We start from the raw sequence: 24263 nt of genomic DNA on the forward strand, positions 1-24263 counted from the left end.
CCTCAGACCCGCTCGAAGATGCCGGCGGCGCCCTGCCCCATGCCGACGCACATGGTCACCATGCCGTACTTCAGGTTCTTGCGGCGCAGCGCGTGCACGACGGTCGCCGAGCGGATCGCGCCGGTGGCGCCCAGCGGGTGGCCCAGCGCGATGGCGCCGCCCATGGGGTTCACCTTGGCCGGGTCCAGCCCCAGCGTGTCGATCACGGCGAGCGACTGGGCGGCGAAGGCTTCGTTCAGCTCGATCCAGCCCATGTCGTCCTGCTTCAGTCCGGCGGACTTGAGCGCGGCGGGGATCGCCTCGATCGGGCCGATGCCCATGATGTGCGGCGGCACGCCGCGGCTCGCGTAGCTCACGAAGCGCGCCAGCGGCTGCAGGCCGAAGCGCTTGACGGCGGCCTCGCTGGCGAGGATCAGCGCGCCGGCGCCGTCGGAGGTCTGCGAGCTGTTGCCGGCCGTGACGCTGCCGCGGGCGGCGAACACGGGCCGGAGCTTGGCGAGCGTCTCCACGGTGGTGTCCGGGCGGGCGCCTTCGTCGAGGTTGACCTTGCGGGTGGCGTACTGCACCTGCGCTTCCTCCAGGTCGAGCGAGCGTTCGACCACTTCCACCTCGGTCATCTCGTCGGCGAACTCGCCCGCCTTCATGGCCGCGAGCGCCTTCATGTGCGAGCGGTACGCGAACTCGTCCTGCGCCTCGCGGCCCACCTTCCACTGGCGGGCCACCTTCTCGGCCGTGAGGCCCATGCCGTAGGCGATGCCGTAGCTCTCGATGTCGTCGGGGTCGCTGAAGATGGTCGGCGACAGCGAGGGCGTGTTGCCCATCATCGGCACCATGCTCATGCTCTCGGTGCCGGCCGCGATCATCACGTCGGCCTCGCCGACGCGGATGCGATCGGCCGCCATCTGCACCGCCGCGAGGCCGGAGGCGCAGAAGCGGTTGACGGTGATGCCGCCCACGCTCTTGGGCAGCCCCGCGAGCACGGCGCCGATGCGCGCGACGTTCAGGCCCTGGGGCCCTTCCGGAATCGCGCAGCCGCAGATGATGTCCTCCACCGCCTGCGGATCGAGATCCGGCACCTGCGCCATCGCGGACTTCAACACGGTGGCCAGCAGGTCATCCGGCCGGGTATTGCGGAAGAACCCGCGATGCGAACGCCCGATGGGCGTGCGGGTGGCGGCGACGATGTAGGCGTCCTGGATCTGCTTGCTCATGACGATCTCCTGTCTTTCTCCCTCCCCCTCTGGGGGAGGGTCGGGGTGGGGGCACGGCCCACCAACACCTTCACTTGTTCAAGAATCGCGACGCGCACTCCTTCGAGGTTGACGAGCGGCGCGTTCGTGGGAAAACGCAGCACGGAAAATCCGTGCTCGTGGAAGAAGCGGTCCCTGCGTGCGTCGTACTCCGCCTGGGCCGCGTGCTGAGAGCCATCGAGTTCGACGATCAGCTTCGGATCCAGGCAGGCAAAGTCGGCGACATAGCTCCCCAACGGGTGCTGGCGGCGAAACTTCACGCCCAACTGCTCACCCCGCAGCCCGGACCAGAGCTTCCGCTCCGAGTCGGTCATCCCGCGCCGGAGAGTCCGGGCGTTGCGTTGGGCCGAAGAAGTGGATTGGTGTTGCATGCGTGCCCCCACCCCAACCCTCCCCCAGAGGGGGAGGGAGGAATGCAGCATCAGTTCCTCACCGGCTTCCCGGTGCTCAGCATCCCCAGGATCCGCTCCTGCGTCTTCGGATGCTGGACCAGTTCGCAGAAGGCGCGGCGTTCCAGGGTCATGAGGTATTCCTCGGTGACGAGCGTGTTGGCGTCGACGTCGCCGCCGGTCACCACGTTGGCGATCAGCGAGGCGATGTGGAAATCGTGCGCGCTGGCGAAGCCGCCGTCGCGCAGGTTCACGAGCTGGCCCTGGATGGTTGCCTTGGCGCTGCGTCCCGCCACCGGGAACATGCGCTTCAGCGGCGCGCGGTAGCCCGCGTCGTACATCGCCTTCGCCTGCTGCACGGCGACGTACAGCAGTTCGTCCTTGTTCGGGACGATGATGTCGCTGTCCAGCAGGTAGCCGATCTTGCGCGACTCGATCGCGCTGGTGCCCACCTTCGCCATGGCCGCCGCCGTGAAGCCCTCGGTGAGGAACTTCAGCAGGTCCTTGTCGGTGCTGCTCGCCGAATTCTCGGCGGCGCGGCGCGCGATGTAGGTCAGGCCGCCGGCGCCGGGCACCAGGCCCACGCCCACTTCCACCAGGCCGATGTAGCTCTCCATCGCGGCGACGCGTTTCGCGGAATACAGCCCCAGCTCGCAGCCGCCGCCCAGCGCCAGCCCCCGGATCGCGGACACGACCGGCACGCTGGCATAGCGCAGGCGCAGCATGGTCTGCTGCATGAAGCCTTCGGCGTCCTCGATGGCCGCGACGCCCACGGCGATGAACGCCGGGAGCGTGGACTCCAGGTCGGCGCCGGCGCTGAAGGGCTCGTCGCCCGACCAGACCACCAGGCCCTGGAAGTCCTTCTCCGCCGTCTCCACCGCCTGCTGCAGGCCTTCGCAGACCTCGGGGCTGATCGTGTGCATCTTGGTCTTGAGGCTCGCGATCAGCACTTCACCGTCCAGCGTCCACAGGCGGATGTTCCTGTCCTCGTGCAGCGTCGTGCCCGCCGTCTCGAAGCGCGGACCGGCCTCGCCGCGCAGCAGCTCGGGGAACAGCTGGCGCTGGTAGACCGGCAGCATGCGACGCGGCTGGAACTGGCCCGTCGTCGGGTTGAACGAGCCCTGCTCGGTGTGCACGCCGCCCGCCTCGGCGACCGGACCCTTGAACACCCACTCGGGCAGCGGCGCCTTGGACAGCGCCTTGCCGGCCTCGATGTCTTCCTGGATCCACTGCGCCACCTGCAGCCAGCCCGCTTCCTGCCACAGCTCGAAGGGGCCCTGCTTCATGCCGAAGCCCCAGCGCATCGCCAGGTCCACGTCGCGCGCCGTCTCGGCGATGGAGGCCAGGTGCACGGCCGCGTAATGGAAGCTGTTGCGCAGGATGGACCACAGGAACTGGCCCTGCGCGCCCGTGCTGTTGCGCAGCAGCTTGAGGCGTTCGCCCGCGGGCTTCTTCAGCATGCGGCCGTAGACCTCGTCGGCCTTCTGGCCGCCCGGCACGTACTCGCCGCTTTCCAGATCGAAGCGCAGGATGTCGCGTCCGACCTTCTTGTAGAAGCCGGCCTTGGACTTCTGCCCGAGGTTCCCGAGCTCCAGCAGTTTCGACAGCACGGGCGGCGTGCCGAAGCTGCCGTAGAACGGATCGGTGTCGGCCGACAGCGTGTCCTGCAGCGTCTTGATCACATGCGCCATCGTGTCCAGGCCCACGACGTCCGCCGTGCGGAAGGTGCCGCTGGACGCGCGCCCCAGCTTCTTGCCCGTGAGGTCGTCGACGACGTCGAAGGTGAGGCCGAACTTCTCCACCTCGCGCATCGTCCCCAGCATGCCGGCGATGCCGACGCGGTTGGCGATGAAGTTGGGCGTGTCCTTGGCCCGCACCACGCCCTTGCCGAGGCCGCTGGTGACGAAGGTCTCCAGGTCGTCCAGGATCTCGGGCCTGGTCGTCGGCGTCGCGATCAGCTCGACGAGGACCATGTACCGCGGCGGGTTGAAGAAGTGGATGCCGCAGAAGCGCGGCTTGATCCCCTCCGGCAGCGCCTCGGACAGCTTCGTGATCGACAGCCCCGAGGTGTTGGACGCCAGGATCGCGTGCGGCGCCACGTGCGGCGCGATCTTCCTGTACAGGTCCAGCTTCCAGTCCATGCGCTCGGCGATCGCCTCGATCACCAGGTCGCATTCGGCGAGCAGCCCCATGTGCTCCTCGTAGTTCGCCTGCTGGATCAGCGCGGCGTCCTCGGGCACGCCCAGCGGCGAGGGCTTGAGCTTCTTGAGGTTCTCGACCGCCTTGGTGACGACGCCGTTCTTCGGGCCTTCCTTGGCGGGCAGGTCGAACAGCACCACCGGCACCTTGACGTTCACCAGGTGGGCGGCGATCTGCGCGCCCATGACGCCGGCGCCGAGCACGGCGACCTTGCGGACCGGGAAGCGGGTCATCGTCGCGCCCTTTCTCTGCGCCGCGGCTCCCGCCGCGCGCTCGTCCTGTTCCTTGTACATGGATTCTCCTTACTGCACGCGCACCCAGGTCTGCGTGCGCCCGAACGGTCCGATGGAGCCGCGCACCTGCAGCTTCTGCCCGCCTTCGATCGGCGTGAGGCGCAGCGTGTATTCGCGGCCGTTCTCCGGATCGAGGATCTTGCCGTCTTCCCAGACGTCCTTGCCCTGCACCTTCTTCGCGCCGCGGATGATCTCCAGCCCCAGGATGGGCTGGCCCTTGCGCTCGTCGCGACACTCGTTGCACACGTCGTCCGGCTTCGCGTTCTTCGTCAGCCGCTTCTCGATGCGGCCGTACAGCGCCCCGCCCTGCTCCGCGATGCGGATCTCGGCCTTGGCCTCGCCGCTCTTGTCGTCGATGCTGCGCCAGACGCCCACGGGGGTCATCTGCGCGAAGGCGGCCGAGGCCGCGAACGCGAGGGAGGCAATGAGGACGGACTTCATGACAGCGCCGCGTCCGTGTCGAGCAGGTTCGCCACGCCCGAGCGCGCCGTGCGCATCAGGCTCGCCGTCTCGGGGAACAGGCGTGCGAAGTAGAAGCGTGCCGTCTGCAGCTTGCCCTGGTAGAACGGGTCGGTGTTGCCGGCCTCGATCTCGCGCAGCGCGACCTGCGCCATGCGGGCCCAGAAGTAGCCGAACACCAGGTGGCCCAGCACGCGCAGGTAGTCCACCGCCGCGCCGCCCACCTCGTCCGGGTTCTGGAAGCCCTTGAAGCCGATCTCGGTGGTGAACTTGGTCATCTGGTCGCCCAGCCAGGCGATCGGGTTGATGAACTCGGCCATCTTCTCGTTGACGCCCTCTTCCTCCACCAGCTGCGCGACCAGCTTGCCGAATTTCTTCAGCGTGGCGCCGTTGTTGCCCAGCACCTTGCGCCCCAGCAGGTCCAGCGACTGCACGGTGTTCGTGCCTTCGTAGATCATGTTGATGCGGTTGTCGCGCACGAACTGCTCCATGCCCGACTCCTGGATGTAGCCGTGGCCGCCGAACACCTGCATGCAGGCGTTGGTGGCGATGTGGCCGTTGTCGGTGAGGAAGGCCTTCACGATCGGCGTGAGCAGCGCCACCAGTTCGGCGGAGTCCTTGCGGACCTTCTCGTCGGGGTGGTACAGCTCCTTGTCGATCAGCAGCGTGCAGAAGATCGCCAGCGCCCGGCCGCCCTCGGCATAGGCCTTGGCGGTCAGCAGCATCTTGCGCACGTCCGGGTGCACGATGATCGGGTCGGCGGGCTTGTCCTTGGCCTTCGGGCCGGACAGCGAGCGCATCTGGATGCGCTCCTTCGCATACGCCAGCGCGTTCTGGTAGGCCACCTCGGTGAGGCCCAGCGACTGGTTGCCCACGCCCAGGCGCGCGGCGTTCATCATCACGAACATCGCGGGCAGTCCCTTGTTCGGCTCGCCCACCAGCGTGCCGACGGCGCCGTCGAGCGCCAGCTGCGCCGTGGCGTTGCCGTGGATGCCCATCTTGTGCTCCAGGCCGGTGCAGAAGATGGGGTTGCGCTCGCCCAGCGAACCATCGGGCTTCACGTGGTACTTCGGCACCAGGAACAGCGAGATGCCCTTGCTGCCCTTGGGCGCGTCCGGCAGGCGGGCCAGCACCAGGTGGATGATGTTCTCCGCCATGTCGTGCTCGCCGGCGGAGATGAAGATCTTGTTGCCCGTGAGCTTGTAGGTGCCGTCGCCCTGCGGCTCCGCCTTGGTGCGCAGCAAGCCGAGGTCGGTGCCGCAGTGCGGCTCGGTCAGGCACATGGTGCCGGTCCACTCGCCGCTCACCAGCTTGGGCAGGAACAGCTTCTTCTGCTCCTCGGTGCCGTGCGCATGCAGCGCCTCGTAGGCGCCGTGCGACAGGCCCGGATACATGGTCCAGGCCTGGTTGGCGCTGTTGAGCATCTCGTAGACGCACTGGTTCAGCACGAAGGGCAGGCCCTGGCCGCCGTACTCCGGGTCGCAGGACAGCGCCGGCCAGCCGCCTTCGACATACTTGGCGTAGGCGTCCTTGAAGCCGGCGGGCGTGGTGACCTCGTGCGTCCTGGGATCCAGCTTGCAGCCCTGCTCGTCGCCGACGCGGTTGAGCGGGAAGGTGACCTCGGCGGCGAACTTGCCGCCTTCCTCCAGCACCGCGTTGATGGTGTCGGGGTCGATCTCGGCGTGGCGGGGGATCGCCTTGAGCTCCTCGCTCATGCGGAACACCTCGTGGATCACGAACTGCATGTCGCGCAGCGGCGGCGTGTAGGTGGGCATCGTTCTTACTCCTTGGCGTTCTTGGCCGTTCGGGCGGTTCGGGGGGAAGGCTTGGCGGGGGCGGCTGCGCCGTACCGCTGCAGGATGTGCTCGAAGCCCGCGTTGGCGCGGGCGATCGAGCCGGGATTCTTGAGGAAGCGCGCGTCGTAGTGCAGCGCCAGGATCAGGCCGTGGATCTCGAACAGCATCTGCTCCTCGGGCGTGGCGGGGTCCAGCTGCCCTTCTTCCTTGGCCAGCAGGATGGCGCGCTTCATGGCGGCGTGCCACGTCTGCACCGATCCCGCCAGCGCGTCGCGCACGGGGCCGGGGCGGTCGTCGAATTCGACGGCCCCGCTGATGTAGATGCAGCCGGAATCGAGCTCCATGGAAGTGCGCTTCATCCAGTTGGCGAACATGGCACGCAGGCGCGGCAGGCCGCGGGCCTCGGCCATGGCGGGGTAGAACACCTCCTGCTCGAAGCGGTGATGGTATTCGCGGATCACGGAGATCTGCAGTTCCTCGCGCGAGCCAAAGTGGGCGAACACGCCCGACTTGCTCATCTGCGTGACCTCGGCCAGCGCGCCGATCGACAGGCCCTCCAGGCCGATCTGGGTGGCGAGGCCGAGCGCGGCGTCGACGATCGCGGCCTTGGTCTGCTGGCCTTTCTGCAAGGCCTTGCCCTCCCGGGCGCGGCCGGGCTTCAGGGGCAGTTCGGTGACGGAGGACATCGGATCAAAATAAAACGAACGGTCGTTCTATTTTGCCGGAATTTTGGGGCGACGGTGAATTCTCCGGCGACGTGCGGGTTTGCCCCAGCCAGGCCGTCGCCGGCTCGCCGTTAAAGTCCGCGCCAGATCTCTACTCCTCTAGAGGACCATATCTCGAACGCCACCGCTTCCGCCCCGCTCGCCGCCGAACCCGGCGTGAGCCGCTATGCCGCCATCGCCGCCGCCCTGCGCGCCCGCGTCGTCGCCGGCGAATGGCCGCCGGGCAGCACGCTGCCTTCCGAGCAGGCGCTCGCCGCGCAGCATGGCGTGGCGATGGCGACGCTGCGCCGCGCGCTGGAGCTGCTGGCTGCGCAAGGTGTGGTGGAGCGCGTGCACGGCCGCGGCACCTTCGTGCGCGCCGGCATGAGCGGCGCGCCCATGCTGCGCTTCTTCCGCTTCGGCGACGGCTCGGGCGAGGTCCCGACCTCCCGCATCGTCTCGCGGCGCAAGCTCGCCGCCAGCGCGGACGTCGCGCAGCGCCTGGGCATCGCCCGCGGCGAGCCCGTGCTGCAGCTGCTGCGCGTGCGCTCGCTCGGCGGCCAGCCGCGCCTGCTGGAGGAAATCCACCTGCCGCTGCCGCTGTTCCAGCCGCTGGCCGACACGCCGACGGCCGAATGGGACGACCTCTTCTATCCCATGTACGCGCAGCGCTGCGGCGTGCACGTGCAGCGCGCCACCGACGAGATCGGCTTCGGGACGCTCGCCGCCGCCCAGGCCGCGCACCTGGGCCTGCCCGAGGGCCATCCCTGCGCGCGCGTGGAGCGCCGCGCCTACGACCTGGCCGGCCGCTGCGTCGAGGCGCGCACCACGCTGGGCGACGCCCATGCCTTCCATTACGCCGTCACCATCACCTGAGGAGTCCCGATGAACGAGAAGACCGCAAAGCTTTCCCGCCGCACCCTGCTGGCGGCCGCCGGGGCCTCCATGGCCGCGCCCATGCTGGCGCGGGCGCAGGACGCCATCGCCGGCGGCCGGCCGATCACGCTGGTGGTGTCCTATGCCGCGGGCGGCGGCGCCGACCTGATGGCGCGCCTGATCGCGCCGCACATGGCGCAGGCGCTGGGCCAGAACGTCGTGGTGGACAACAAGCCGGGCGCGAGCGGCCAGCTCGCCGCCGCGCAGATCGCGCGCGCCACGCCCGACGGCAGCCAGCTGCTGTTCGATGCTTCCTCGTTCGCGGTCAACCCGTCGCTGTTCTCCAAGCTGCCCTACGACACGGCCACCGCGTTCACGCCGCTGGCGGTGCTGGCGCTGTTCCCGAATGTCATGGTGTGCACGCCCTCGTATCCCGCCAAGGGCGTCGCCGACGTGATCCGCGCGGCCAAGGCGAAGCCGGGGCAGATCGCCTTCGCCTCGTCGGGCAACGGCTCTGCGCAGCACCTCGCGGGCGCCCTGTTCCAGCAGCGCACCGGTGTTCAGCTGGTGCACGTGCCCTACAAGGGTGGCGGCCCCGCCCTCAACGACGTGATGGCCGGCCAGGTGCCGCTGTTCTTCGCCAACGTCGCCTCGTCGCTGGGCCACATCAACGCCGGCAAGCTGCGGCCGCTGGCGGTGACGAGCCTGCGGCGCGCCCGCGCGCTGCCCGAGATCCCGACCATGGAGGAAGCGGGCGTGAGCGGCTACGAGGTGCTGGAGTGGAACCCGGTGCTGGCGCCGGCGGGCATCGCGCCGGCCGTGCGCGACCGCCTCGCCGGCGCCATCCGCAAGGCGATGGCCGATCCCGAGGTGCTGGGCCGCGTGCGCAGCCTGAGCGGCGAGGTGTTCCAGGGCGGGCCGCAGGAAGCGGGCGAGTTCCTGAAGCGGCAGCAGGCGCAGTGGGCCGCCGTGGTGCGCGACGCGAAGATCAGCGTCGGCTGAGACCGTGATCCTGCGCAGCGAGCCCCCGGCCACGGGCTGGGACTGCCACGTCCACGTCTTCGACGACCGCGCCGCGACCGAGGGCGCGCACTACGCGCCGGTGCCCCGGCCGCTGGGCGAGATCGAGACGCTCGCGCAGCTGCACGGCTGCCGCCATCTCGTGCTGGTGCAGCCCAGCGTGTACGGCAGCGACAACGCGGTGCTGCTGGGCGCCTTGCAGGCCGGCGGCGGGCGGCACCGGGGCGTCGTGGTGCTCGCCGGCGACGAGTCGGAGGCGACGCTCGATGCGATGCACGACCTGGGCGTGCGCGGCGCGCGCCTGAATCTCGTGTCGCCCGTGGGCAGCGAGCGCGAGGACGCGCCGCGGATGCTGGAACGCCTGGCGCCGGCGCTGCGGCGGCGCGGCTGGCACGTGCAGTGGTACGCGACGCCGGCGGACCTGCCGCAGCTGGCGCGCTGGCAGGCGGGGCATCGCCTGCCCTTCGTGCTGGACCACCTCGCCGGGATGTCCGGTGCCCACATGGACGACGCGGCCGCGTGGGGCGCGCTGGAACAGCTCGCGGCCGCCGGGTGCTGGGTGAAGCTGTCGGGGTGGTACCGGCTGGGGGCGCAGCCGCCCTACGGGGCGCTGCAGCCGCTGGTGCGGCGCATGGCGGAGGTGTTCGGGGACGGGCTGGTGTGGGGATCGGATTGGCCGCACACGAGTTTTCCGCCGCAGGAGCTGCCGCCGTATGCGAGCCTGTGGCAGCCGGTGGTGCGGGCCCTCGGGGAGGAGACGGCGGGGAGGGTGAGGGAGGCGGGGGGGCGCTTGTATGCGTGATGTTTGCTGGGGTTCGCTGCGCTCACCACCAGCCTACGAAAACCAGGCGCGCAAATTCGTAGGCTGGTGGTGAGCGCAGCGAACCCCAGCTCCCACCTCAAGCCTTGAAAGCCACGACCTCCTGCCGCTGCTCCCCCAACCCCTCGATCCCCAGCGTCATCACGTCGCCCTTCTTCAAATACTTCGGCGGCTTCATGCCCAGCCCCACCCCCGGCGGCGTGCCCGTGGTGATCACGTCGCCCGGCTCCAGCGTCATGAACTGGCTGCAGTAGCTCACCAGCTTCGCCGCGCCGAAGATCATCGTGCGGGTGTTGCCGGTCTGCATGCGCTGGCCGTTCACGTCCAGCCACATCGCGAGGCGCTGCGGGTTGGTGATTTCGTCGGTGGTCACGAGCCAGGGGCCGATCGGGCCGAAGGTGTCGCAGCCCTTGCCCTTGTCCCACTGGCTGCCGCGTTCCAGCTGGAATTCGCGCTCGCTCACGTCGTTGCAGATCGTGTAGCCGGCCACGTATTCCAGCGCGCGGTTCATGGGCACGTAGCGGGCGCGCGTGCCGATCACGATGCCCAGCTCCACTTCCCAGTCCAGCTTGGTGGAGTTCTTGGGCAGCATCACCGGATCGTCCGGGCCCTGGATGCAGCTGGTCGCCTTCATGAAGACGATCGGCTCCTTGGGGATGGGCATGTTCGACTCGGCCGCGTGGTCGGAGTAGTTCAGGCCGATGGCGATGAACTTGGGCACGAAGGCCACCGGGCAGCCGAAGCGCGGCTTGCCGCGCACGAGCGGCAGCTTCGCCGGGTTGGCCTTGGCGATGCGCTTGAGCATCGCGGGCGCCAGCTGCGCCGGACCGAGATCGGGCACCACGCCGCTCAGGTCGCGCAGCTTGCCCTCGGCGTCGACCAGGCCCGGCTTCTCGCGGCCGGGGTTGCCATAGCGAACCAGTTTCATTCTTTCTTTCCTCGTTGTCGTTCAATAGGTGGCGCGGCCGCCCGAGAGGTCGAACACCGCGCCGGTGGAGAAGGAGCAGTCCTCGGTGCACAGCCAGCCGACCATCGCCGCGATCTCCTCGGGCGTGCCGAAGCGGCCCATGGGGATCTTGGAGAGCATGAAATCGATGTGCTGCTGCGTCATCTGGTCGAAGATCGCCGTCTTCACCGCCGCCGGCGTCACGCAGTTCACGCGGATGCCGGTGTCGGCGAGCTCCTTGCCGAGCGACTTCGTCAGGGCCATCACGGCCGCCTTGCTCGCACTGTACGCGCTCGCGTTGGGGTTGCCGTCCTTGCCGGCCACCGACGCGATGTTGACGATGCGCCCGTAGTTCGCCGCGCGCATGGCCGGCACCACCTCGCGGCAGCAGAGGAACAGGCCCGTGAGGTTGACGTCGATCACCTGCCGCCACGCGTCCACCGGGTACTCCCACACCTTGGTGTTGGGACCGGTGATGCCGGCGCTGTTGACGAGCGCGTCGACGCGCTGCGCCCGGCGCCGCGTGGACTGCACCGCGTCGCGCACCGAGGTCTCGTCGCTCACGTCCACCTGCACGAAGCTGCTGCCGGCGCCCAGGCGGTCGGCGGCCTGCCGCCCCGCGGCCTGGTCGCGGTCCCACAGCGTGACCGTGCCGCCCGAGGCGAGCAGGCGCTGCGCGATCGCGTAGCCGAGTCCCGCCGCGCCGCCGGTGACGATGGCGTGGCGGCCGTTGAAATCGAGCTGGTTCATAGCGTGATCCCTCCATCGACGGCATAGGCCTGGCCGGTGACGAACACCGACTCGTCGCTCGCCAGGTACACCACCAGCGGCGCGATCTCCTCCGGCATCGCCAGCCGCCCCATGGGCTGGCGCGCGATGAAGGCCTGGCGCGCCGCCACCGGGTCGGGGTTGGCGTTGATCCGGTCGTGCAGGGACGGAGTATCCACGGTGCCGGGGCAGATCGCGTTGCAGCGGATGCCGTTGGCCACGTAGTCGGCCGCCACGCTCTTGGTCAGGCCGATCACGGCGGCCTTGGTCGTGCCGTAGATGAAGCGGTTGGGCAGGCCCTTGATGCTGCTGCACACGCTGGCCATGTTGATGATGCTGCCGGCGCCCTTGCCGCCGTCGTTGGCGAGCATGCGCGGCAGCGCCGCCTGGATCGCCCAGAACTGCGCCCGCACGTTCAGGTTCAGCGCGAAGTTCCATTCCTCGTCGCTCGCCTGCAGCACGGTGCCGCTGTGGACGAAGCCGGCGCAGTTGAACAGCACGTCGATCGCGGGCATGGCGCCGACCACGCGCGCGATCGCGTCCTTGTCCAGCACGTCCAGCTGCACGCAGCGCACGCCGGACACGCCCTCGTAGCTGTCCAGCAGGCGGGGATTGATGTCGGTCGCCCACACCTGCGCGCCTTCGGCGGCGAGCGCCAGCGCACTCGCGCGGCCGATGCCCTGGCCGGCGGCGGTGACGAGGGCGGTCTTGTTCTTCAGTCGCACGGCGTGCTCCTTGGTGTCAGGGCTACGGGAACACCCGGATGCGCGAACCGGGACCCGGGCCGGATATTAATTGGCCTGACCACTTGGCCAATACGTGCTAGCCCCTAGCCCCCCATGCCGCTCCAGACCGTCGAATCCAGCCGCCTGTACCGCCAGATCGCGGAGCAGCTGCGCGGGCTGATCGCCCAGGGCGAGTTCGGCGCCGGCACGCGCCTGCCGGCCGAGCGCGACCTCGCGAAGCAGCTGGGCGTGAGCCGGCCCTCGGTGCGCGAGGCGCTGATCGCGCTGGAGGTCGAAGGCTGGGTGGAGGTGCGCACCGGCTCCGGGATCTACGTGCAGCCGCCGAAGCAGCGCAGCCGCGGCCGCGCGTCGCCCGACGGCGACGAAACCGCCGCCGACTGGGGGCCGCTGGAACTGATGCGCGCGCGCGAGCTGGTGGAAGGCGAGGTGGCCGCGCTCGCCGCCCGCCACGCGCGCAAGGCGCAGCTCGCCGCCATGACCAGCGCGCTGCAGCAGATGCAGGACGAAGCCGAAGCCGGCGTCGAACCGCGCGCCGGCGACGAGGCCTTCCACACCGCCATCGCCCAGGCCTGCGGCAACGAGGTCCTGAGCGACACCGTGCGCAGCTACTGGAGCGCGCGCCACGGGCCGATCTTCTCGCGCCTGGGCGACTACTTCGAGAACCCCGCCTCCTGGAGCGCGGCGCTGCGCGAGCACGCCGCGGTGCTGGAGGCGATCCGTGCGCGCGACGCCGGCGCCGCCCGCCTGGCGATGCAGCAGCACCTGAAGAAGGCCACCGGCCGCTACAGCGCGAGCTGGGGCCGCGCCAACCGTTCCCGAGCCGACCCATCCACCAAGGAGACACCATGAGCAAACGCCTGACCCTGAAAGTGATCGCGGCCTGCGCCCTGGCCGCCGCCGCGGCCGCGCCGGCCGCCGCCCAGACCAAGCTGAAATGGGCGCACGTCTACGAGACGTCCGAGCCGTACCACAAGTGGTCCGTCTGGGCCGGCGAGGAGTTCAAGAAGCGCACCAACGGCAAGTTCGAGATCACGGTGTTCCCGGCCTCCAGCCTGGGCAAGGAAAGCGACATCAACCAGGGCCTGCAGCTCGGCACGGTGGACATCATCCTCACCGGCGCCTCCTTCGCCGCGCGCTCCTTCCCGCGCCTGGCCGTGAGCTACTACCCCTTCACCTTCCGCGACGCCGACCACGTCATCAAGTACAGCAAGAGCGACGTGTTCAAGGAGCTCGCCGAGGGCTACAAGAAGGCCACCGGCGGCAACACCATCACGGCCCTCACCTACTACGGCGCGCGCCACGCCACCAGCAACAAGCTGTTCACGAGCTGCGACCAGATGAAGGGCCTGAAGATGCGCGTGCCCGACGCGCCGGCCTACACGGCGCTGCCGCGCGCCTGCGGCGCCAACCCGACGCCGATCGCCTTCGCCGAGGTCTACCTGGCGCTGCAGAACGGCACGGTCGACGCGCAGGAGAACCCGCTGCCCACCATCGAGGCCAAGAAGTTCTTCGAGGTGCAGAAGAACATCATCCTCACCGGCCACATCGCCGACGCGCTGCTGACGATCGTCTCGCCCAGCACGCTCAAGAAGATGACGCCGGCCGAGCAGAAGATCCTGTTCGAGGTGACGCAGGAAGCCGCCGAGCGCGCCACGCAGGACATCCGCAAGCGTGAAGGCGAGCTGGTCGAGGAGTTCAAGAAGAAGGGCATCAACGTCGTGAACGTCGACCGCAACGACTTCCAGCAGCACGTGCTCAAGTCCATCACCTTCGAGTCCATGCAGCTGGACAAGAAGGACTGGGACCGCATCGTCAAGATCAAGTGAGCACCAGTTCCGCCATCGACGACCTGCCGCAGGTCCTGGGCGAGGACGGCGAGTTCCACGCCCAGGACGAGGCGGTGGACCTTTCCGGCACCTCGCCCGAGGCCTGGGTGGCGCTCGGCTTCTTCTGGATCCTGGGCGCGGTGGTCTTCTACCAGTTCTTCACCCGCTACGTGATGAACGACTCGGCCTCGTGGACGGAGGAGATCGCGCGCTACCTGCTGATCGCCACCGTCTTCACGGGCGCGGTCATCGGCGTGGTCAAGAACAACCACATCCAGGTGGACTTCTTCTACCGCTTCATGCCGCCGCGCCTCGCGCGCGTGATGGCCACGTCGGTGGACGTCATGCGCCTGGCCTTCTGCGGCGCCGCCGTCGTGCTGACCGTGATGATGATGCTCAAGCTGGGCAGCAACTCGCGCATGACGATGATCGACCTGCCCATGAACTGGGTGTACGCCATCTGCCTGGTCGGCTTCGCCGCCATGACGGTGCGTTCCGCCCTGGTGATGCGCAGGCACTGGCAGCGCGGCTACTCCGTGCTGGAGCGTCCCACCTCCGAAATGCAGGACGACTAGAAACCATGCTGAAAGTCCTCTTCCTGGGGCTCATGGCCGCCGGCCTGCCCGTGGCCATCGCCATGGCCGGCTCCTCGCTGCTGTTCATCCTGGCGACGGGCGACCTGCCGGCGTTCGTGGTGATCCACCGCATGGTGAGCGGCATCGACAGCTTCCCGCTGCTGGCGGTGCCCTTCTTCATCCTGGCCGGCAACCTGATGAACAACGCCGGCATCACCAACCGCATCTACAACTACGCGCTGGCGCTGGTGGGATGGATGCGGGGCGGCCTGGGCCACGTGAACGTCGTCGGCTCGGTGGTGTTCGCGGGCATGAGCGGCGCGGCCATCGCCGACGCCGCCGGCCTGGGCACCATCGAGATCAAGGCGATGAAGGACCACGGCTACAGCACCGAGTTCGCCGTCGGCGTGACGGCGGCCTCGGCGACGCTCGGTCCCATCATCCCGCCGTCGCTGCCCTTCGTGATCTACGGGATGATGGCCAACGTGAGCGTGGGCGCGCTGTTCCTCGCCGGCATCCTGCCGGGCGTGCTGATGGCGGTGCTGATGATGCTGACGGTCGCCTACTACGCCCACAAGAACAAGTGGGGCGCGGACATCAAGTTCGAGTGGTCGCGCGTGAGCAAGGCGCTGCTGGAGACGGCGGTGGTGGCCGGCTGGCCGACCGTGCTGTGGCTGCTGGTCGCCAAGGCCGGCCTGCCGGCGCAGCCGGTGGTGCTGACCGGGATCGTGGCGCTGTTCCTCGCGGACAGGATGTTCCGCTTCCAGGCGGTGCTGCCGATCATGACGCCCATCCTGCTGATCGGCGGCATGACGACCGGCCTGTTCACGCCCACCGAGGGCGCGATCGCCGCGTGCCTGTGGGCGATGGTGCTGGGCCTGGCGTGGTACCGGACCATGAGCTGGAAGCTGTTCGTGAAGGTCTGCCTTGACACGGTGGAGACCACGGCCACGGTGCTGTTCATCGTCGCGGCGGCTTCGATCTTCGGCTGGATGCTCACGGCCACCGGGGTGACGGCGGCGATCTCGACCTGGGTGCTGTCCTTCACCCACGAGCCCTGGGTGTTCCTGCTGCTCGCGAACCTGCTGATGCTGTTCGTCGGCTGCTTCCTGGAGCCGACGGCGGCCATCACCATTCTGGTTCCGCTGCTGGTGCCGATCTGCCAGCAGCTGGGCATCGACCTGGTCCACTTCGGACTGGTGATGGTGCTGAACCTGATGATCGGGCTGCTGCACCCGCCGATGGGGCTGGTGCTGTTCGTGCTGGCGCGCATCTCCAAGCTGTCGGTGGAACGCACGACGGCGGCGATCCTGCCGTGGCTGCTGCCGCTGCTGGTGTCGCTGGTGCTGATCACGTACATGCCGAAGACCGTGCTGTGGCTGCCGAAACTTTTTTACTGAGAAGCTGGGGTTCGGCTGCGCCTCACCGCCAGCCTACGAGGGACAGCGCAGCTCGTAGGCTGGCGGTGAGCGCAGCGAACCCCAGCAAACAACCATGACGCCTTTCATCCGCCTCCACCCCAACGACGATGTCCTCATCGCCCGGGCCCAGCTCGTCGGCGGCACGTCCGTCGAGAACGTCACCGCCCGCGGCCTGATCCCTCCCGGCCACAAGATCGCCGCGCACGACATTGCCGCCGGCGCGCCCGTGCGGCGCTACGACCAGATCATCGGCTTCGCCAGCAAGCCCATCGCGGCCGGCGAGCACGTGCACACGCACAACCTCTGGATGGGCCCGGAGGGCGGCGCCTTCGCGCGCGACTACGCCTTCGGGGCCGACGTGAAGCCGGAGCCCCCGAAACGCGAGGCGACCTTCATGGGCATCCGCCGCCCGGACGGGCGCGTCGCGACGCGCAACTACATCGGCATCCTTTCCAGCGTGAACTGCTCCGCGACGGCCGCCCGCGCGATCGCCGACCACTTCTCCCGCCAGACCAACCCCAAGGCGCTGGAGCTCTATCCCAACGTCGACGGCGTGGTAGCGCTCACCCACGGCACCGGCTGCGGCATGGACACCGAAGGCCTGGGCATGCAGATCCTGGAGCGCACGCTCGCCGGCTACGCGACGCACGCCAACTTCGCGGCCGTCGTGGTCGTCGGCCTGGGCTGCGAGGCCAACCAGATCAACGCCTGGCTCGCGCACAGCAGCCTGCGCGAGGGCGAGACGCTGCAGGTGTTCAACATCCAGGACACGGGCGGCACCCGCAAGACCGTGGAGAAGGGCGTCGCGCTGGTGAAGGACATGCTGCCGGCCGCCAACCGCGTGTCGCGCACGCCCTGCAGCGCCTCGCACATCACCATCGGGCTGCAGTGCGGCGGCTCCGACGGCTATTCCGGCATCAGCGCCAACCCGGCCCTGGGCGCGGCGGTGGACCTCCTGGTGGCGCACGGCGGCACGGCCATCCTGTCGGAGACGCCGGAGATCTATGGCGCCGAGCACCTGCTGACGCGCCGCGCCGTGAAGCGCGAAGTCGGCGAGAAGCTGGTCGAGCGCATCCACTGGTGGGAGCACTACACGAAGATCAACGAAGGCGAGATGAACAACAACCCCTCGCCGGGCAACAAGGCGGGCGGGCTCACGACGATCTTGGAGAAGTCGCTGGGCGCCGTCGCCAAGGGCGGCACCAGCAACCTGCAGGCGGTGTACGAGTACGCCCAGCCGGTGAAGGCGCACGGCTTCGTCTACATGGACACGCCCGGCTACGACCCGGTGAGCGCCACCGGCCAGGTGGCGGGTGGCGCCAACATGATCTGCTTCACCACGGGCCGCGGCTCGGCCTACGGCTGCGCGCCCTCGCCTTCGCTCAAGATCGCCACCAACACGGCGCTGTGGCAGCGGCAGGAAGAGGACATGGACATCAACTGCGGCGAGATCATCGACGGCCAGGCCTCGATCCAGGAAATGGGCGAGCGCATCTTCCGCCTGGTGCTGGCCACCGCCTCGGGCGAGCGCAGCAAGAGCGAGCAGCACGGCTACGGCCAGAACGAATTCGTGCCCTGGCAGGTCGGCGCGGTGATGTAGCCTCCTTCGTAGATCCCGGCGTGCCGCGAGGAAGAACGCAGAGGACGCGAAGGTTACGCAGAGGACGCAGAGAAAACCTTTTTTCTGGATGTTCTTTTGCGTTCTCTGCGTAACCTCTGCGTCCTCTGCGTTCCTCTCTTCGCACTTTGACCCACATCGACAAGACCATGAGCAAGACCTTTCCAGCCGACCGATTGCGCACCACCGTCGCGGAGATCATCGCCGCCGCCGGCAGTTCGGCGCAGGAGGCGAAGACCGTCGCCGACAACCTGGTGCTCGCCAACCTGAGCGGGCACGATTCGCACGGCATCGGCATGGTGCCGCGCTATGTCGACGCGGTGCTGGAAGGCGGGCTGAAGCCCAACGCCGGCATCGCCGTGAAGCACGACGGCGGCAGCCTGCTCGCGCTCGACGGGCAGCGCGGCTACGGCCAGGTGGTGGGCGAACAGGCAATGGCGCTCGCGATGGAGCGGGCGCAGGCCAGCGGCAGCTGCGTGTTGGCGCTCGCCAACGCGCACCACCTCGGGCGCATCGGCCACTTCGCCGAGATGGCGGTGCAGCGCGGGCTCGTGTCCATCCACTTCGTCAACGTGCAGTCGCGGCCGGTGGTCGCGCCCTGGGGCGGCGGCGATGGGCGCTACGGCACCAACCCCTTCTGCGTGGGCATTCCCTTGCCGGGACAGCCGCCCTTCGTCCTCGACTTCGCGACCAGCCGCGTGGCGCAGGGAAAGATGCGCGTCGCGCACAACGAGGGCCGGCAGGTCGAGCCGGGCCTGCTGATCGACGAAAAGGGACGGCCCACCACCGATCCCGGCGTGGTCGTCGTGCCGCAGCCGGGCGGGCTGTTCGGCGCCCTGCTCGCCTTCGGCGAGCACAAGGGCTACGGCATGGCGATCGCCTGCGAGCTGCTGGGCGGGGCGCTGAGCGGCGGCGGCACCTGGCACCGGCCGGCCGACAGCAAGCGGGCCGTCATCAACGGCATGTTCGCGATCGTGGTGGACCCCCGCAAGCTGGGGACGCAGGCGAGCTTCGAGTCCGAAGCGCTCGCCTTCGTCGACTGGCTGCGGCAAAGCCCGCCCGCGCCCGGGAGCGAAGGCGTGCTGCTGGCCGGCGAACCGGAGCGCCAGGCCCGGCGCGAACGCGAAGCCTCGGGCATCGCGATCGACGACCAGACCTGGGCCGAGATCGTCGCCGCCGGCGCGAAGGTCGGCGCAGAGGTGGCATCCCGGCCCTGAGCCGGGATCCCTGCCTTATTTCAGCCGCTGCCAGCGCTGGAAGCTGTCCCGACTGGCCACGTCGGCCGGCACGTTCACCCAGTAGCGCGTGACCTTGGTCGTGGTGCCGGCCGGCGCGCCCATGACGGTCGTGGTGCTGTACTGCACCATCGTGCCGCCCGGCAGCAGCGGGCCGTCCGGGATCGCGGCGACCGTCGAGGGCAGCACCGTGACGCTGGCTTCGGGCAGCGACGGCGTCACCACGATGCCGGTGCCGGAGCTGACGCTCGCGCCGGTGGACGAGGTGACGGAGCCCTGCGCGAAGGCCGAGGCGGCCAGGCAGGCGGCGGCCAGCACCGCGGCTTGACGGATCTTCATTGTCGTTCTCCCGGTGGGATCACAGCAGGCGCTGCCAGCGCTGGAAGTCCATGCGGCTGTCGATGTCCGCCGGCACGTTCCAGTAGTGGCGCACGATCACCGCGCCCGGCTGGGCCACGGCCGGCGCGGCGCCGAGCACCGTCGTCGAGGGCTCGAGCACCACGGCCGGCGCCGCGCCGAGCACGGTGGTCGTGGGCGCGACCGCGACGACGCCAGTCGTGGAGACCACCGGGGCCTGCGCGATGACGGCACCCGGGATGGGCTTGGAGAGGGCCGGGCCTTCGAGGATCACCGGACCGCCTTCGGTCACGATCGCGGCCGACTGGGCGAACACGGCGGGGGCGGCCAGCGCAGCGGCGGCGGTGGCGAGGATGGCGAAACGCTTCATGGGGCACTCCTGTATGAGGTTGTCCGCCTATTCGAAGCGCGGCGCGGGAGCCTGAGCGCCGGTCCGCTTCGACGCCCGCTGTCAGCGCCGGACCGACGCGGCCGTTACGGCACAGGCAGCGCGCGCACCACGTCCCCGGCCACGGGGAAGATGCGGTCGCCCGCGCGCGGCTCGATGCGGTGCATGCCCGTGAAGCTGCCGAAGGCCGGCAGGACGCCGACCGCCTGGCCCGGCCGTTCCCCGCTGTCGTCGCCCAGCCAGAAGCACGGCAGGCGCAGGCGCTCGAAGGCGCGGCCCGCCACGCTGATGCAGGGATGCCAATGGCCGGCCAGCACGTACGCGCCTGCCATCGGGCGCGGGTGGTGGCACAGCGCGAAGGGGCCGAGCCGCAATGGCTCGTCGACGACCTCGAAGCGCAGGCTCGCGGGCGGGTCGCCGGCGCGGTCGTCGTGGTTGCCGCGCACGAGGGTCAGTTGCAGCTGCGGGCGCGCATCGCGCCACGCCTGCAGCACGCCGAGGGTGCCGGCCGCATGCGAGCGCACGGAATGCAGGAAGTCACCGAGGAACACGACCCGTTGCGCACCGGTGTCGGCGAGCGCCGCGTCCAGGCGCGCCAGGTTGTCGCCCGTGGTGCCGCGCGGCACCGGCACGCCCAGCTTGCGGAAGCTCACCGCCTTGCCGAAGTGGGCGTCGGCGACCAGGAGCGTGCGTTGCGCGGAAAGATAGAGGGTGCCGGTGGGATGCAGCAGCGCATCCTCGCCGGCGAGGCGGATCCGGAGCATGGAAAATGGCGCTTCGCGGCGGTGGGGTTCGCTGCGCTCACCGCCACCCTACAGCATGCGCGCGAGCGACGCCTCCAGGTGCTCCGACGGCATGCGCTTGAAGCCCGAGCGCGCGAAGCGCTGCAGCCGACCCACGGTGAAGGCCGTCAGCACCGAGGCGCGGACCTGCGCGTCCAGTGTCGGCGTCGAAACCTCACCCGCATGGCGCAGGCACTGCTTGAGCGAGGACTCGACCTTGTCGAAGAACTGGTTCATGCGCTGCTGCAGGCGCTCGTTCTCGTACACCAGCGCGTCGCCCACCATCACGCGGGTCATGCCCGGGTTCTTCTCGGCGAACTGGATCAGCATCGACACGATGCGGCCGGCCTGGGCCGGGCCCGCCGGGTCGCGCTCGACGATCTGGTTGATCAGGGTGAAGACGCTCTGCTCGATGAATTCGATCAGGCCCTCGAACATCTGGGCCTTGCTTGCGAAGTGGCGGTACAGCGCCGCTTCGCTCACCTCCAGGCGGGCGGCCAGCGCGGCGGTGGTGATGCGCTCCGCGCCCGGCTGCTCCAGCATGGTGGCCAGGGCCTGCAGGATCTGCACGCGGCGCTCGCCGGGCTTGGGGCGCTTGCGCGTCACCGCCGGGGTGTCGCCGCCGGAGGCGGGTTCGGGGGTATCGAGCTCGGCGTGGGACATGGGTCTGCTAGGTCAGCGGTTGCAAATTGATTCTCGCATACCCGACCTTGGGGTTTCCTCCAGCCCATCCACGCCCCCCGGCAGGATGCGAGCAGGTGCTCACCCGGGGAAGGCCAGTGTGACTTTCAAGCCACGGCCGCCCGTGCCGGGCTGCAGTTCCAGCTGGCTGCGGTGGGCCCGGGCAATCTCCTGGGCGATCGCCAGGCCCAGGCCGTTGCCCTCGGCCACCGTGCCGGGCACCCGGTAGAAGCGCTGCAGGATGCGGGCCCGCTCCTGCGCCGGCACGCCGGGGCCGTCGTCCTCCACCTCCAGGAAGGCATGGGCGCCGCGGCGACCGCAGCGCAGCGTGACGCTGGCGCCCCGGCCCGCGTGCTTGAGCGCGTTGTCGACCAGGTTCGCCAGCAGTTCGCGCAGCAGCCACTCGTAACCCATCACTTGCACCGGGGTCGCGTCCAGGCCGAGGTCGATCCCCTGCTCGCCGGCGTCGTCGAGGTGCGTCTCCAGCGCGTGCTCGCACAAGGCCTTGAGGTCCACCCGCTGCTGCGGCTGCGGCAGCATGCCGCGCGCGTCCGCGCGCGAGAGCGCCAGCAGCTGGTTGGCCAGCTGCGAGGTGCGCCGCGTGGCGCTGCGCAGCTTGTAGACCTGCTCGGTCGGCAGCGCCAGCGTCTCCTGCGCGGGCGCGCAGCCGGCGGCCTCCGCCCAGGCTTCGACCTGCGCCTGCAGGCCCGCGAGCGGCGTGCGCAGCTGGTGCGCGGCGTCCGCGACGAAGCGGCGCTGGCTCTCCGCCTGCGCGTTGACCAGGCCGAACAGCCGGTTGAGCGAGTCGACCAGGGGCCGCACCTCTTCCGGCGTGGCCGTCACGTCCAGGGCGCTCAGGTCGCGCGGCGAGCGCCGCTCCACCGCGTCCTTCAGCGCCAGCAGCGGTTTCAGGGCCTGCCGGACCGCCCAGCGCACGGCGAAGGCGGCGGCCAGGATCAGCAGCAGGTTCGGCAGCAGCACGCGCAGGATCACCGAGCGCATCCACTGCTGGCGCGGGTCCGAGCCGTCGCCCACCGCGATCACCACCGGGCCGAAGACCGTCGGCTGGCGCTGGCGCACGATGCGCCAGGTGGCGCCCGCGTGCTCCTCGCTGTGCACCTCGGCCACGCTGTCGGCCGGCGGCAGGCCGGCGAACCAGGCGTCGCCCGCCAGCACGTTGCCGTCCACGTCCAGGATGGCGTAGCCGGCCGAGCCGCGCCGCTCCTTCAGGAATTCCTCCACCGGCGGCGCCAGCATCAGCAGCGGCCGGTCGCCCGTGACGCCGATCACCGAATCGGCCAGCAGCGGCACGAGCGCCAGCAGGTGCTCGTCCTGCTGCGCGGCCACGCTGTCGGCCGAGCGCAGCTCCATCCAGGTGTTGACCAGGGCTAGCAGCACCAGCGGCGCGATCAGCAGCACCAGCAGGCGGCGGCGCAGCCCCGAGGTGAGGCCGGGCGTGCCGGGCGCGCGCGCGGGCCGGCCGGGCGGCAGGAAGTGCAGCTTCACCCGCCCTCGGCCGGCCGCAGTTCCAGCCGGTAGCCGAAGCCGCGGATCGAGCGCAGCGCCACGCCGAAGGGCTCGAGCTTGCCGCGCAGCCGCGAGATGTAGACCTCCACCGCGTTGGGCGTGATCTCCTTGTCCCAGCCGGTCAGCGCCTGCAGCAGCTTGTCCTTGCTGGCCGGCTTGGGGGCGTGGATCAGGAGGTACTCCATGACCGTCCACTCGCGCGGGCCCAGGTCGATGGTGACCGCCTCGCCGCCGCGCTGGGCGCTCGCGCGCCGGTTGGCGGTGTCCAGCTCGATGGGCCCGAAGCTGAGGACGGCCGACGTCGCCGCCTGCGAGCGCCGCAGCAGCGCCCGCAGCCGCGCCAGCAGTTCCGGCAGCTCGTAGGGCTTGATCATGTAGTCGTCGGCGCCGAGGTCCAGGCCCTGCACGCGGTCGTGCAGCGCGTCGCGGGCCGTGAGGATCAGCACCGGCGCGTGCTGGCTCGCCATCTCGGGCCGGCGCAGGCGCCGCGTGAGCTCCAGGCCGTCCATCTCGGGCAGGCCGATGTCGATGATCGCGGCATCGAACACCTCCTTGCGCAGCACTTCCTCGGCGCGCTCGCCGCTGCCGACCCAGTCGACGGCATAGCCCGCGTTCGCCAGCCCCAGCTTGATGCCGCTGGCGACCATCACGTCGTCTTCGACCAACAGCAGGCGCATGCTCAGTTCGACCGGATCATGGTGCCGTAGGCCTGGTCCGTGAGGATTTCCAGCAGCATGGAATGCGGCACCCGGCCGTCGATGATGTGCACGGCGTTCACGCCCTGGCGGGCTGCGTCGAGGGCGCCGCTGATCTTGGGCAGCATGCCGCCGGAGATGGTGCCGTCGGCGAACAGCGCGTCGATCTCCTTCGCGCTCAGGTCCGTCAGCAGCTGGCCGGCCTTGTCCAGCACGCCCGGCGTATTCGTGAGCAGCACCAGCTTCTCGGCCTGCAGCACGGTCGCGAGCTTGCTGGCCACGACGTCGGCGTTGATGTTGTAGCTCTCGTTCTCGTCGCCGAAGCCGATGGGGCTGACCACGGGGATGAAGTTGTCCTCCAGCAGCGCCTTCAGCACGCCCACGTTGATCTCGACGATGTCGCCGACCTGTCCGACGTCATGTTCCTTGGCCGGATCCTTGGCGTCCACCATCTTCAGCTTCTTCGCGCGGATCATCCCGCCGTCGCGGCCGGTCAGGCCCACGGCCTGGCCGCCCGCCTTGTGGATGAAGCCCACGATGTCCTGCTGCACCTCGCCCGCCAGCACCCACTCGACCACTTCCATGGTCTCGGCGTCGGTGACGCGCATGCCCTGGATGAACTCGCCCTTCTTGCCCAGGCGCTTGAGAGCCTGCTCGATCTGCGGGCCGCCGCCATGCACCACCACCGGGTTGATGCCCACCAGCTTCAGCAGCACGACGTCCTCGGCGAAGTCGGCCTGCAGCTCGGGGTCGGTCATGGCGTTGCCGCCGTACTTGATCACCATGGTCTTGCCATGGAACTTGCGGATGTACGGCAGCGCCTGGGCCAGGATCTCGGCCTTGTCGCGGGGGGCGATAGCGTTAGCTTCTTGCATGGCGGGAGGGGCGGGTG

The 24263-nt window shown here is 69.6% G+C and carries 25 protein-coding genes; 9 read left to right on the forward strand and 16 right to left on the reverse strand.

Annotated elements, in window-relative coordinates; genetic code table 11:
- Positions 1 to 2: 2 nt before the first annotated feature.
- The 6 genes from ACY0MJ_RS01150 to ACY0MJ_RS01175 all read right to left on the reverse strand — a co-directional run bounded on the left by ACY0MJ_RS01150 (position 3) and on the right by ACY0MJ_RS01175 (position 7072).
- Positions 3 to 1211, reverse strand: coding sequence for an acetyl-CoA C-acyltransferase (locus ACY0MJ_RS01150; RefSeq protein WP_462636421.1), 1209 nt, complete (start codon positions 1209 to 1211; stop codon positions 3 to 5).
- Positions 1208 to 1564, reverse strand: a complete 357-nt coding sequence (locus tag ACY0MJ_RS01155) for an endonuclease domain-containing protein (protein ID WP_462636423.1) — start codon at positions 1562 to 1564, stop codon at positions 1208 to 1210. The genes ACY0MJ_RS01150 and ACY0MJ_RS01155 overlap by 4 nt, the downstream gene beginning before the upstream one ends.
- A 107-nt stretch (positions 1565 to 1671) precedes the next feature.
- A complete protein-coding gene (locus ACY0MJ_RS01160) occupies positions 1672 to 4071 on the reverse strand; it encodes a 3-hydroxyacyl-CoA dehydrogenase/enoyl-CoA hydratase family protein (RefSeq protein WP_462636694.1) in 2400 nt (799 codons plus the stop codon).
- A gap of 69 nt (positions 4072 to 4140) precedes the next feature.
- The gene (locus tag ACY0MJ_RS01165; protein WP_462636425.1) at positions 4141 to 4572 is read right to left on the reverse strand and encodes a DUF2147 domain-containing protein; all 432 of its coding nucleotides are present in this window, start codon (positions 4570 to 4572) and stop codon (positions 4141 to 4143) included.
- Positions 4569 to 6365 (reverse strand): acyl-CoA dehydrogenase C-terminal domain-containing protein, encoded by a 1797-nt coding sequence (locus ACY0MJ_RS01170; protein WP_462636426.1) that lies wholly within the window; start codon positions 6363 to 6365, stop codon positions 4569 to 4571. Before ACY0MJ_RS01170 ends, ACY0MJ_RS01165 begins: the two co-directional genes overlap by 4 nt.
- Positions 6366 to 6370: 5 nt before the next feature.
- Positions 6371 to 7072 (reverse strand): TetR/AcrR family transcriptional regulator, encoded by a 702-nt coding sequence (locus ACY0MJ_RS01175; protein ID WP_462636427.1) that lies wholly within the window; start codon positions 7070 to 7072, stop codon positions 6371 to 6373.
- A 195-nt stretch (positions 7073 to 7267) separates the two neighbouring features.
- On the opposite strand from ACY0MJ_RS01175, the gene ACY0MJ_RS01180 reads away from it, so the two are divergent.
- The 3 genes from ACY0MJ_RS01180 to ACY0MJ_RS01190 are packed head-to-tail and all read left to right on the forward strand — an operon-like array spanning position 7268 to position 9788.
- On the forward strand, positions 7268 to 7966 hold the full coding sequence (locus ACY0MJ_RS01180) for a GntR family transcriptional regulator (protein ID WP_462636428.1): 699 nt from the start codon (positions 7268 to 7270) through the stop codon (positions 7964 to 7966).
- Between the two features lie 9 nt (positions 7967 to 7975).
- Positions 7976 to 8968 carry a tripartite tricarboxylate transporter substrate binding protein gene (locus ACY0MJ_RS01185; RefSeq protein ID WP_462636429.1) on the forward strand — a complete coding sequence of 331 codons (993 nt, stop codon included), beginning with the start codon at positions 7976 to 7978 and terminating at the stop codon, positions 8966 to 8968.
- A 4-nt stretch (positions 8969 to 8972) separates the two neighbouring features.
- Entirely contained in the window at positions 8973 to 9788 is an 816-nt protein-coding gene (locus ACY0MJ_RS01190) for an amidohydrolase family protein (protein WP_462636430.1), read from the forward strand.
- Positions 9789 to 9885: 97 nt separating this feature from the next.
- On the opposite strand, the gene ACY0MJ_RS01195 is transcribed toward ACY0MJ_RS01190, so the two are convergent.
- Genes ACY0MJ_RS01195 through ACY0MJ_RS01205 form a run of 3 tightly spaced genes read right to left on the reverse strand, consistent with a single transcriptional unit; the run spans position 9886 to position 12245 of the window.
- Positions 9886 to 10734 carry a fumarylacetoacetate hydrolase family protein gene (locus ACY0MJ_RS01195; protein WP_462636431.1) on the reverse strand — a complete coding sequence of 283 codons (849 nt, stop codon included), beginning with the start codon at positions 10732 to 10734 and terminating at the stop codon, positions 9886 to 9888.
- 21 nt (positions 10735 to 10755) lie between these two features.
- A complete protein-coding gene (locus ACY0MJ_RS01200; protein ID WP_462636432.1) occupies positions 10756 to 11502 on the reverse strand; it encodes an SDR family NAD(P)-dependent oxidoreductase in 747 nt (248 codons plus the stop codon).
- On the reverse strand, positions 11499 to 12245 hold the full coding sequence (locus tag ACY0MJ_RS01205) for an SDR family oxidoreductase (protein WP_462636433.1): 747 nt from the start codon (positions 12243 to 12245) through the stop codon (positions 11499 to 11501). The genes ACY0MJ_RS01200 and ACY0MJ_RS01205 overlap by 4 nt, the downstream gene beginning before the upstream one ends.
- 114 nt (positions 12246 to 12359) lie before the next feature.
- Between ACY0MJ_RS01205 and ACY0MJ_RS01210 the strand changes: the two genes are divergently transcribed.
- The 6 genes from ACY0MJ_RS01210 to ACY0MJ_RS01235 all read left to right on the forward strand — a co-directional run bounded on the left by ACY0MJ_RS01210 (position 12360) and on the right by ACY0MJ_RS01235 (position 18923).
- Entirely contained in the window at positions 12360 to 13115 is a 756-nt protein-coding gene (locus tag ACY0MJ_RS01210; RefSeq protein WP_462636434.1) for a FadR/GntR family transcriptional regulator, read from the forward strand.
- The gene (locus tag ACY0MJ_RS01215; protein ID WP_462636435.1) at positions 13112 to 14092 is read left to right on the forward strand and encodes a sialic acid TRAP transporter substrate-binding protein SiaP; all 981 of its coding nucleotides are present in this window, start codon (positions 13112 to 13114) and stop codon (positions 14090 to 14092) included. The genes ACY0MJ_RS01210 and ACY0MJ_RS01215 overlap by 4 nt, the downstream gene beginning before the upstream one ends.
- Positions 14089 to 14667: a TRAP transporter small permease gene (locus tag ACY0MJ_RS01220; RefSeq protein WP_462636436.1), complete on the forward strand. Its 579-nt coding sequence runs from the start codon at positions 14089 to 14091 to the stop codon at positions 14665 to 14667. Before ACY0MJ_RS01215 ends, ACY0MJ_RS01220 begins: the two co-directional genes overlap by 4 nt.
- 5 nt (positions 14668 to 14672) lie before the next feature.
- Positions 14673 to 16067, forward strand: a complete 1395-nt coding sequence (locus ACY0MJ_RS01225) for a TRAP transporter large permease (RefSeq protein WP_462636437.1) — start codon at positions 14673 to 14675, stop codon at positions 16065 to 16067.
- A 94-nt stretch (positions 16068 to 16161) separates the two neighbouring features.
- Positions 16162 to 17688, forward strand: a complete 1527-nt coding sequence (locus tag ACY0MJ_RS01230; RefSeq protein ID WP_462636438.1) for a UxaA family hydrolase — start codon at positions 16162 to 16164, stop codon at positions 17686 to 17688.
- Positions 17689 to 17855: 167 nt separating this feature from the next.
- On the forward strand, positions 17856 to 18923 hold the full coding sequence (locus ACY0MJ_RS01235; RefSeq protein WP_462636695.1) for a malate/lactate/ureidoglycolate dehydrogenase: 1068 nt from the start codon (positions 17856 to 17858) through the stop codon (positions 18921 to 18923).
- A 15-nt stretch (positions 18924 to 18938) separates the two neighbouring features.
- Here the strand turns inward: ACY0MJ_RS01235 and ACY0MJ_RS01240 are convergent, their stop codons facing one another.
- From ACY0MJ_RS01240 to argB, 7 genes are all read right to left on the reverse strand, one after another.
- Positions 18939 to 19280, reverse strand: a complete 342-nt coding sequence (locus ACY0MJ_RS01240) for a hypothetical protein (protein ID WP_462636439.1) — start codon at positions 19278 to 19280, stop codon at positions 18939 to 18941.
- Positions 19281 to 19299: 19 nt separating this feature from the next.
- A complete protein-coding gene (locus ACY0MJ_RS01245) occupies positions 19300 to 19668 on the reverse strand; it encodes a hypothetical protein (protein ID WP_462636441.1) in 369 nt (122 codons plus the stop codon).
- A gap of 104 nt (positions 19669 to 19772) precedes the next feature.
- Positions 19773 to 20450, reverse strand: coding sequence for a ligase-associated DNA damage response endonuclease PdeM (gene pdeM, locus ACY0MJ_RS01250; RefSeq protein ID WP_462636442.1), 678 nt, complete (start codon positions 20448 to 20450; stop codon positions 19773 to 19775).
- A 48-nt stretch (positions 20451 to 20498) separates the two neighbouring features.
- Positions 20499 to 21131: a nucleoid occlusion factor SlmA gene (gene slmA / locus ACY0MJ_RS01255; protein ID WP_462636443.1), complete on the reverse strand. Its 633-nt coding sequence runs from the start codon at positions 21129 to 21131 to the stop codon at positions 20499 to 20501.
- A gap of 99 nt (positions 21132 to 21230) precedes the next feature.
- Positions 21231 to 22655, reverse strand: coding sequence for a sensor histidine kinase (locus ACY0MJ_RS01260; protein ID WP_462636444.1), 1425 nt, complete (start codon positions 22653 to 22655; stop codon positions 21231 to 21233).
- A complete protein-coding gene (locus ACY0MJ_RS01265) occupies positions 22652 to 23353 on the reverse strand; it encodes a response regulator transcription factor (protein WP_462636445.1) in 702 nt (233 codons plus the stop codon). The genes ACY0MJ_RS01260 and ACY0MJ_RS01265 overlap by 4 nt, the downstream gene beginning before the upstream one ends.
- 2 nt (positions 23354 to 23355) lie before the next feature.
- Positions 23356 to 24246: an acetylglutamate kinase gene (argB, locus tag ACY0MJ_RS01270; RefSeq protein ID WP_462636446.1), complete on the reverse strand. Its 891-nt coding sequence runs from the start codon at positions 24244 to 24246 to the stop codon at positions 23356 to 23358.
- Positions 24247 to 24263: the final 17 nt, after the last annotated feature.

This window comes from Ramlibacter sp. bp-362 (genome assembly GCF_054956735.1).

Coding starts and splice junctions, on each gene's coding strand:
- ACY0MJ_RS01150 (WP_462636421.1), bottom strand. CDS start 1,211: ATGAGCAAGCAGATCCAGGACGCCTACATCGTCGCCGCCACCCGCACG.
- ACY0MJ_RS01155 (WP_462636423.1), bottom strand. CDS start 1,564: ATGACCGACTCGGAGCGGAAGCTCTGGTCCGGGCTGCGGGGTGAGCAG.
- ACY0MJ_RS01160 (WP_462636694.1), bottom strand. CDS start 4,071: ATGACCCGCTTCCCGGTCCGCAAGGTCGCCGTGCTCGGCGCCGGCGTC.
- ACY0MJ_RS01165 (WP_462636425.1), bottom strand. CDS start 4,572: ATGAAGTCCGTCCTCATTGCCTCCCTCGCGTTCGCGGCCTCGGCCGCC.
- ACY0MJ_RS01170 (WP_462636426.1), bottom strand. CDS start 6,365: ATGCCCACCTACACGCCGCCGCTGCGCGACATGCAGTTCGTGATCCAC.
- ACY0MJ_RS01175 (WP_462636427.1), bottom strand. CDS start 7,072: ATGTCCTCCGTCACCGAACTGCCCCTGAAGCCCGGCCGCGCCCGGGAG.
- ACY0MJ_RS01185 (WP_462636429.1), top strand. CDS start 7,976: ATGAACGAGAAGACCGCAAAGCTTTCCCGCCGCACCCTGCTGGCGGCC.
- ACY0MJ_RS01195 (WP_462636431.1), bottom strand. CDS start 10,734: ATGAAACTGGTTCGCTATGGCAACCCCGGCCGCGAGAAGCCGGGCCTG.
- ACY0MJ_RS01200 (WP_462636432.1), bottom strand. CDS start 11,502: ATGAACCAGCTCGATTTCAACGGCCGCCACGCCATCGTCACCGGCGGC.
- ACY0MJ_RS01210 (WP_462636434.1), top strand. CDS start 12,360: ATGCCGCTCCAGACCGTCGAATCCAGCCGCCTGTACCGCCAGATCGCG.
- ACY0MJ_RS01215 (WP_462636435.1), top strand. CDS start 13,112: ATGAGCAAACGCCTGACCCTGAAAGTGATCGCGGCCTGCGCCCTGGCC.
- ACY0MJ_RS01225 (WP_462636437.1), top strand. CDS start 14,673: ATGCTGAAAGTCCTCTTCCTGGGGCTCATGGCCGCCGGCCTGCCCGTG.
- ACY0MJ_RS01230 (WP_462636438.1), top strand. CDS start 16,162: ATGACGCCTTTCATCCGCCTCCACCCCAACGACGATGTCCTCATCGCC.
- ACY0MJ_RS01235 (WP_462636695.1), top strand. CDS start 17,856: ATGAGCAAGACCTTTCCAGCCGACCGATTGCGCACCACCGTCGCGGAG.
- ACY0MJ_RS01240 (WP_462636439.1), bottom strand. CDS start 19,280: ATGAAGATCCGTCAAGCCGCGGTGCTGGCCGCCGCCTGCCTGGCCGCC.
- ACY0MJ_RS01245 (WP_462636441.1), bottom strand. CDS start 19,668: ATGAAGCGTTTCGCCATCCTCGCCACCGCCGCCGCTGCGCTGGCCGCC.
- pdeM (WP_462636442.1), bottom strand. CDS start 20,450: ATGCTCCGGATCCGCCTCGCCGGCGAGGATGCGCTGCTGCATCCCACC.
- slmA (WP_462636443.1), bottom strand. CDS start 21,131: ATGTCCCACGCCGAGCTCGATACCCCCGAACCCGCCTCCGGCGGCGAC.
- ACY0MJ_RS01265 (WP_462636445.1), bottom strand. CDS start 23,353: ATGCGCCTGCTGTTGGTCGAAGACGACGTGATGGTCGCCAGCGGCATC.
- argB (WP_462636446.1), bottom strand. CDS start 24,246: ATGCAAGAAGCTAACGCTATCGCCCCCCGCGACAAGGCCGAGATCCTG.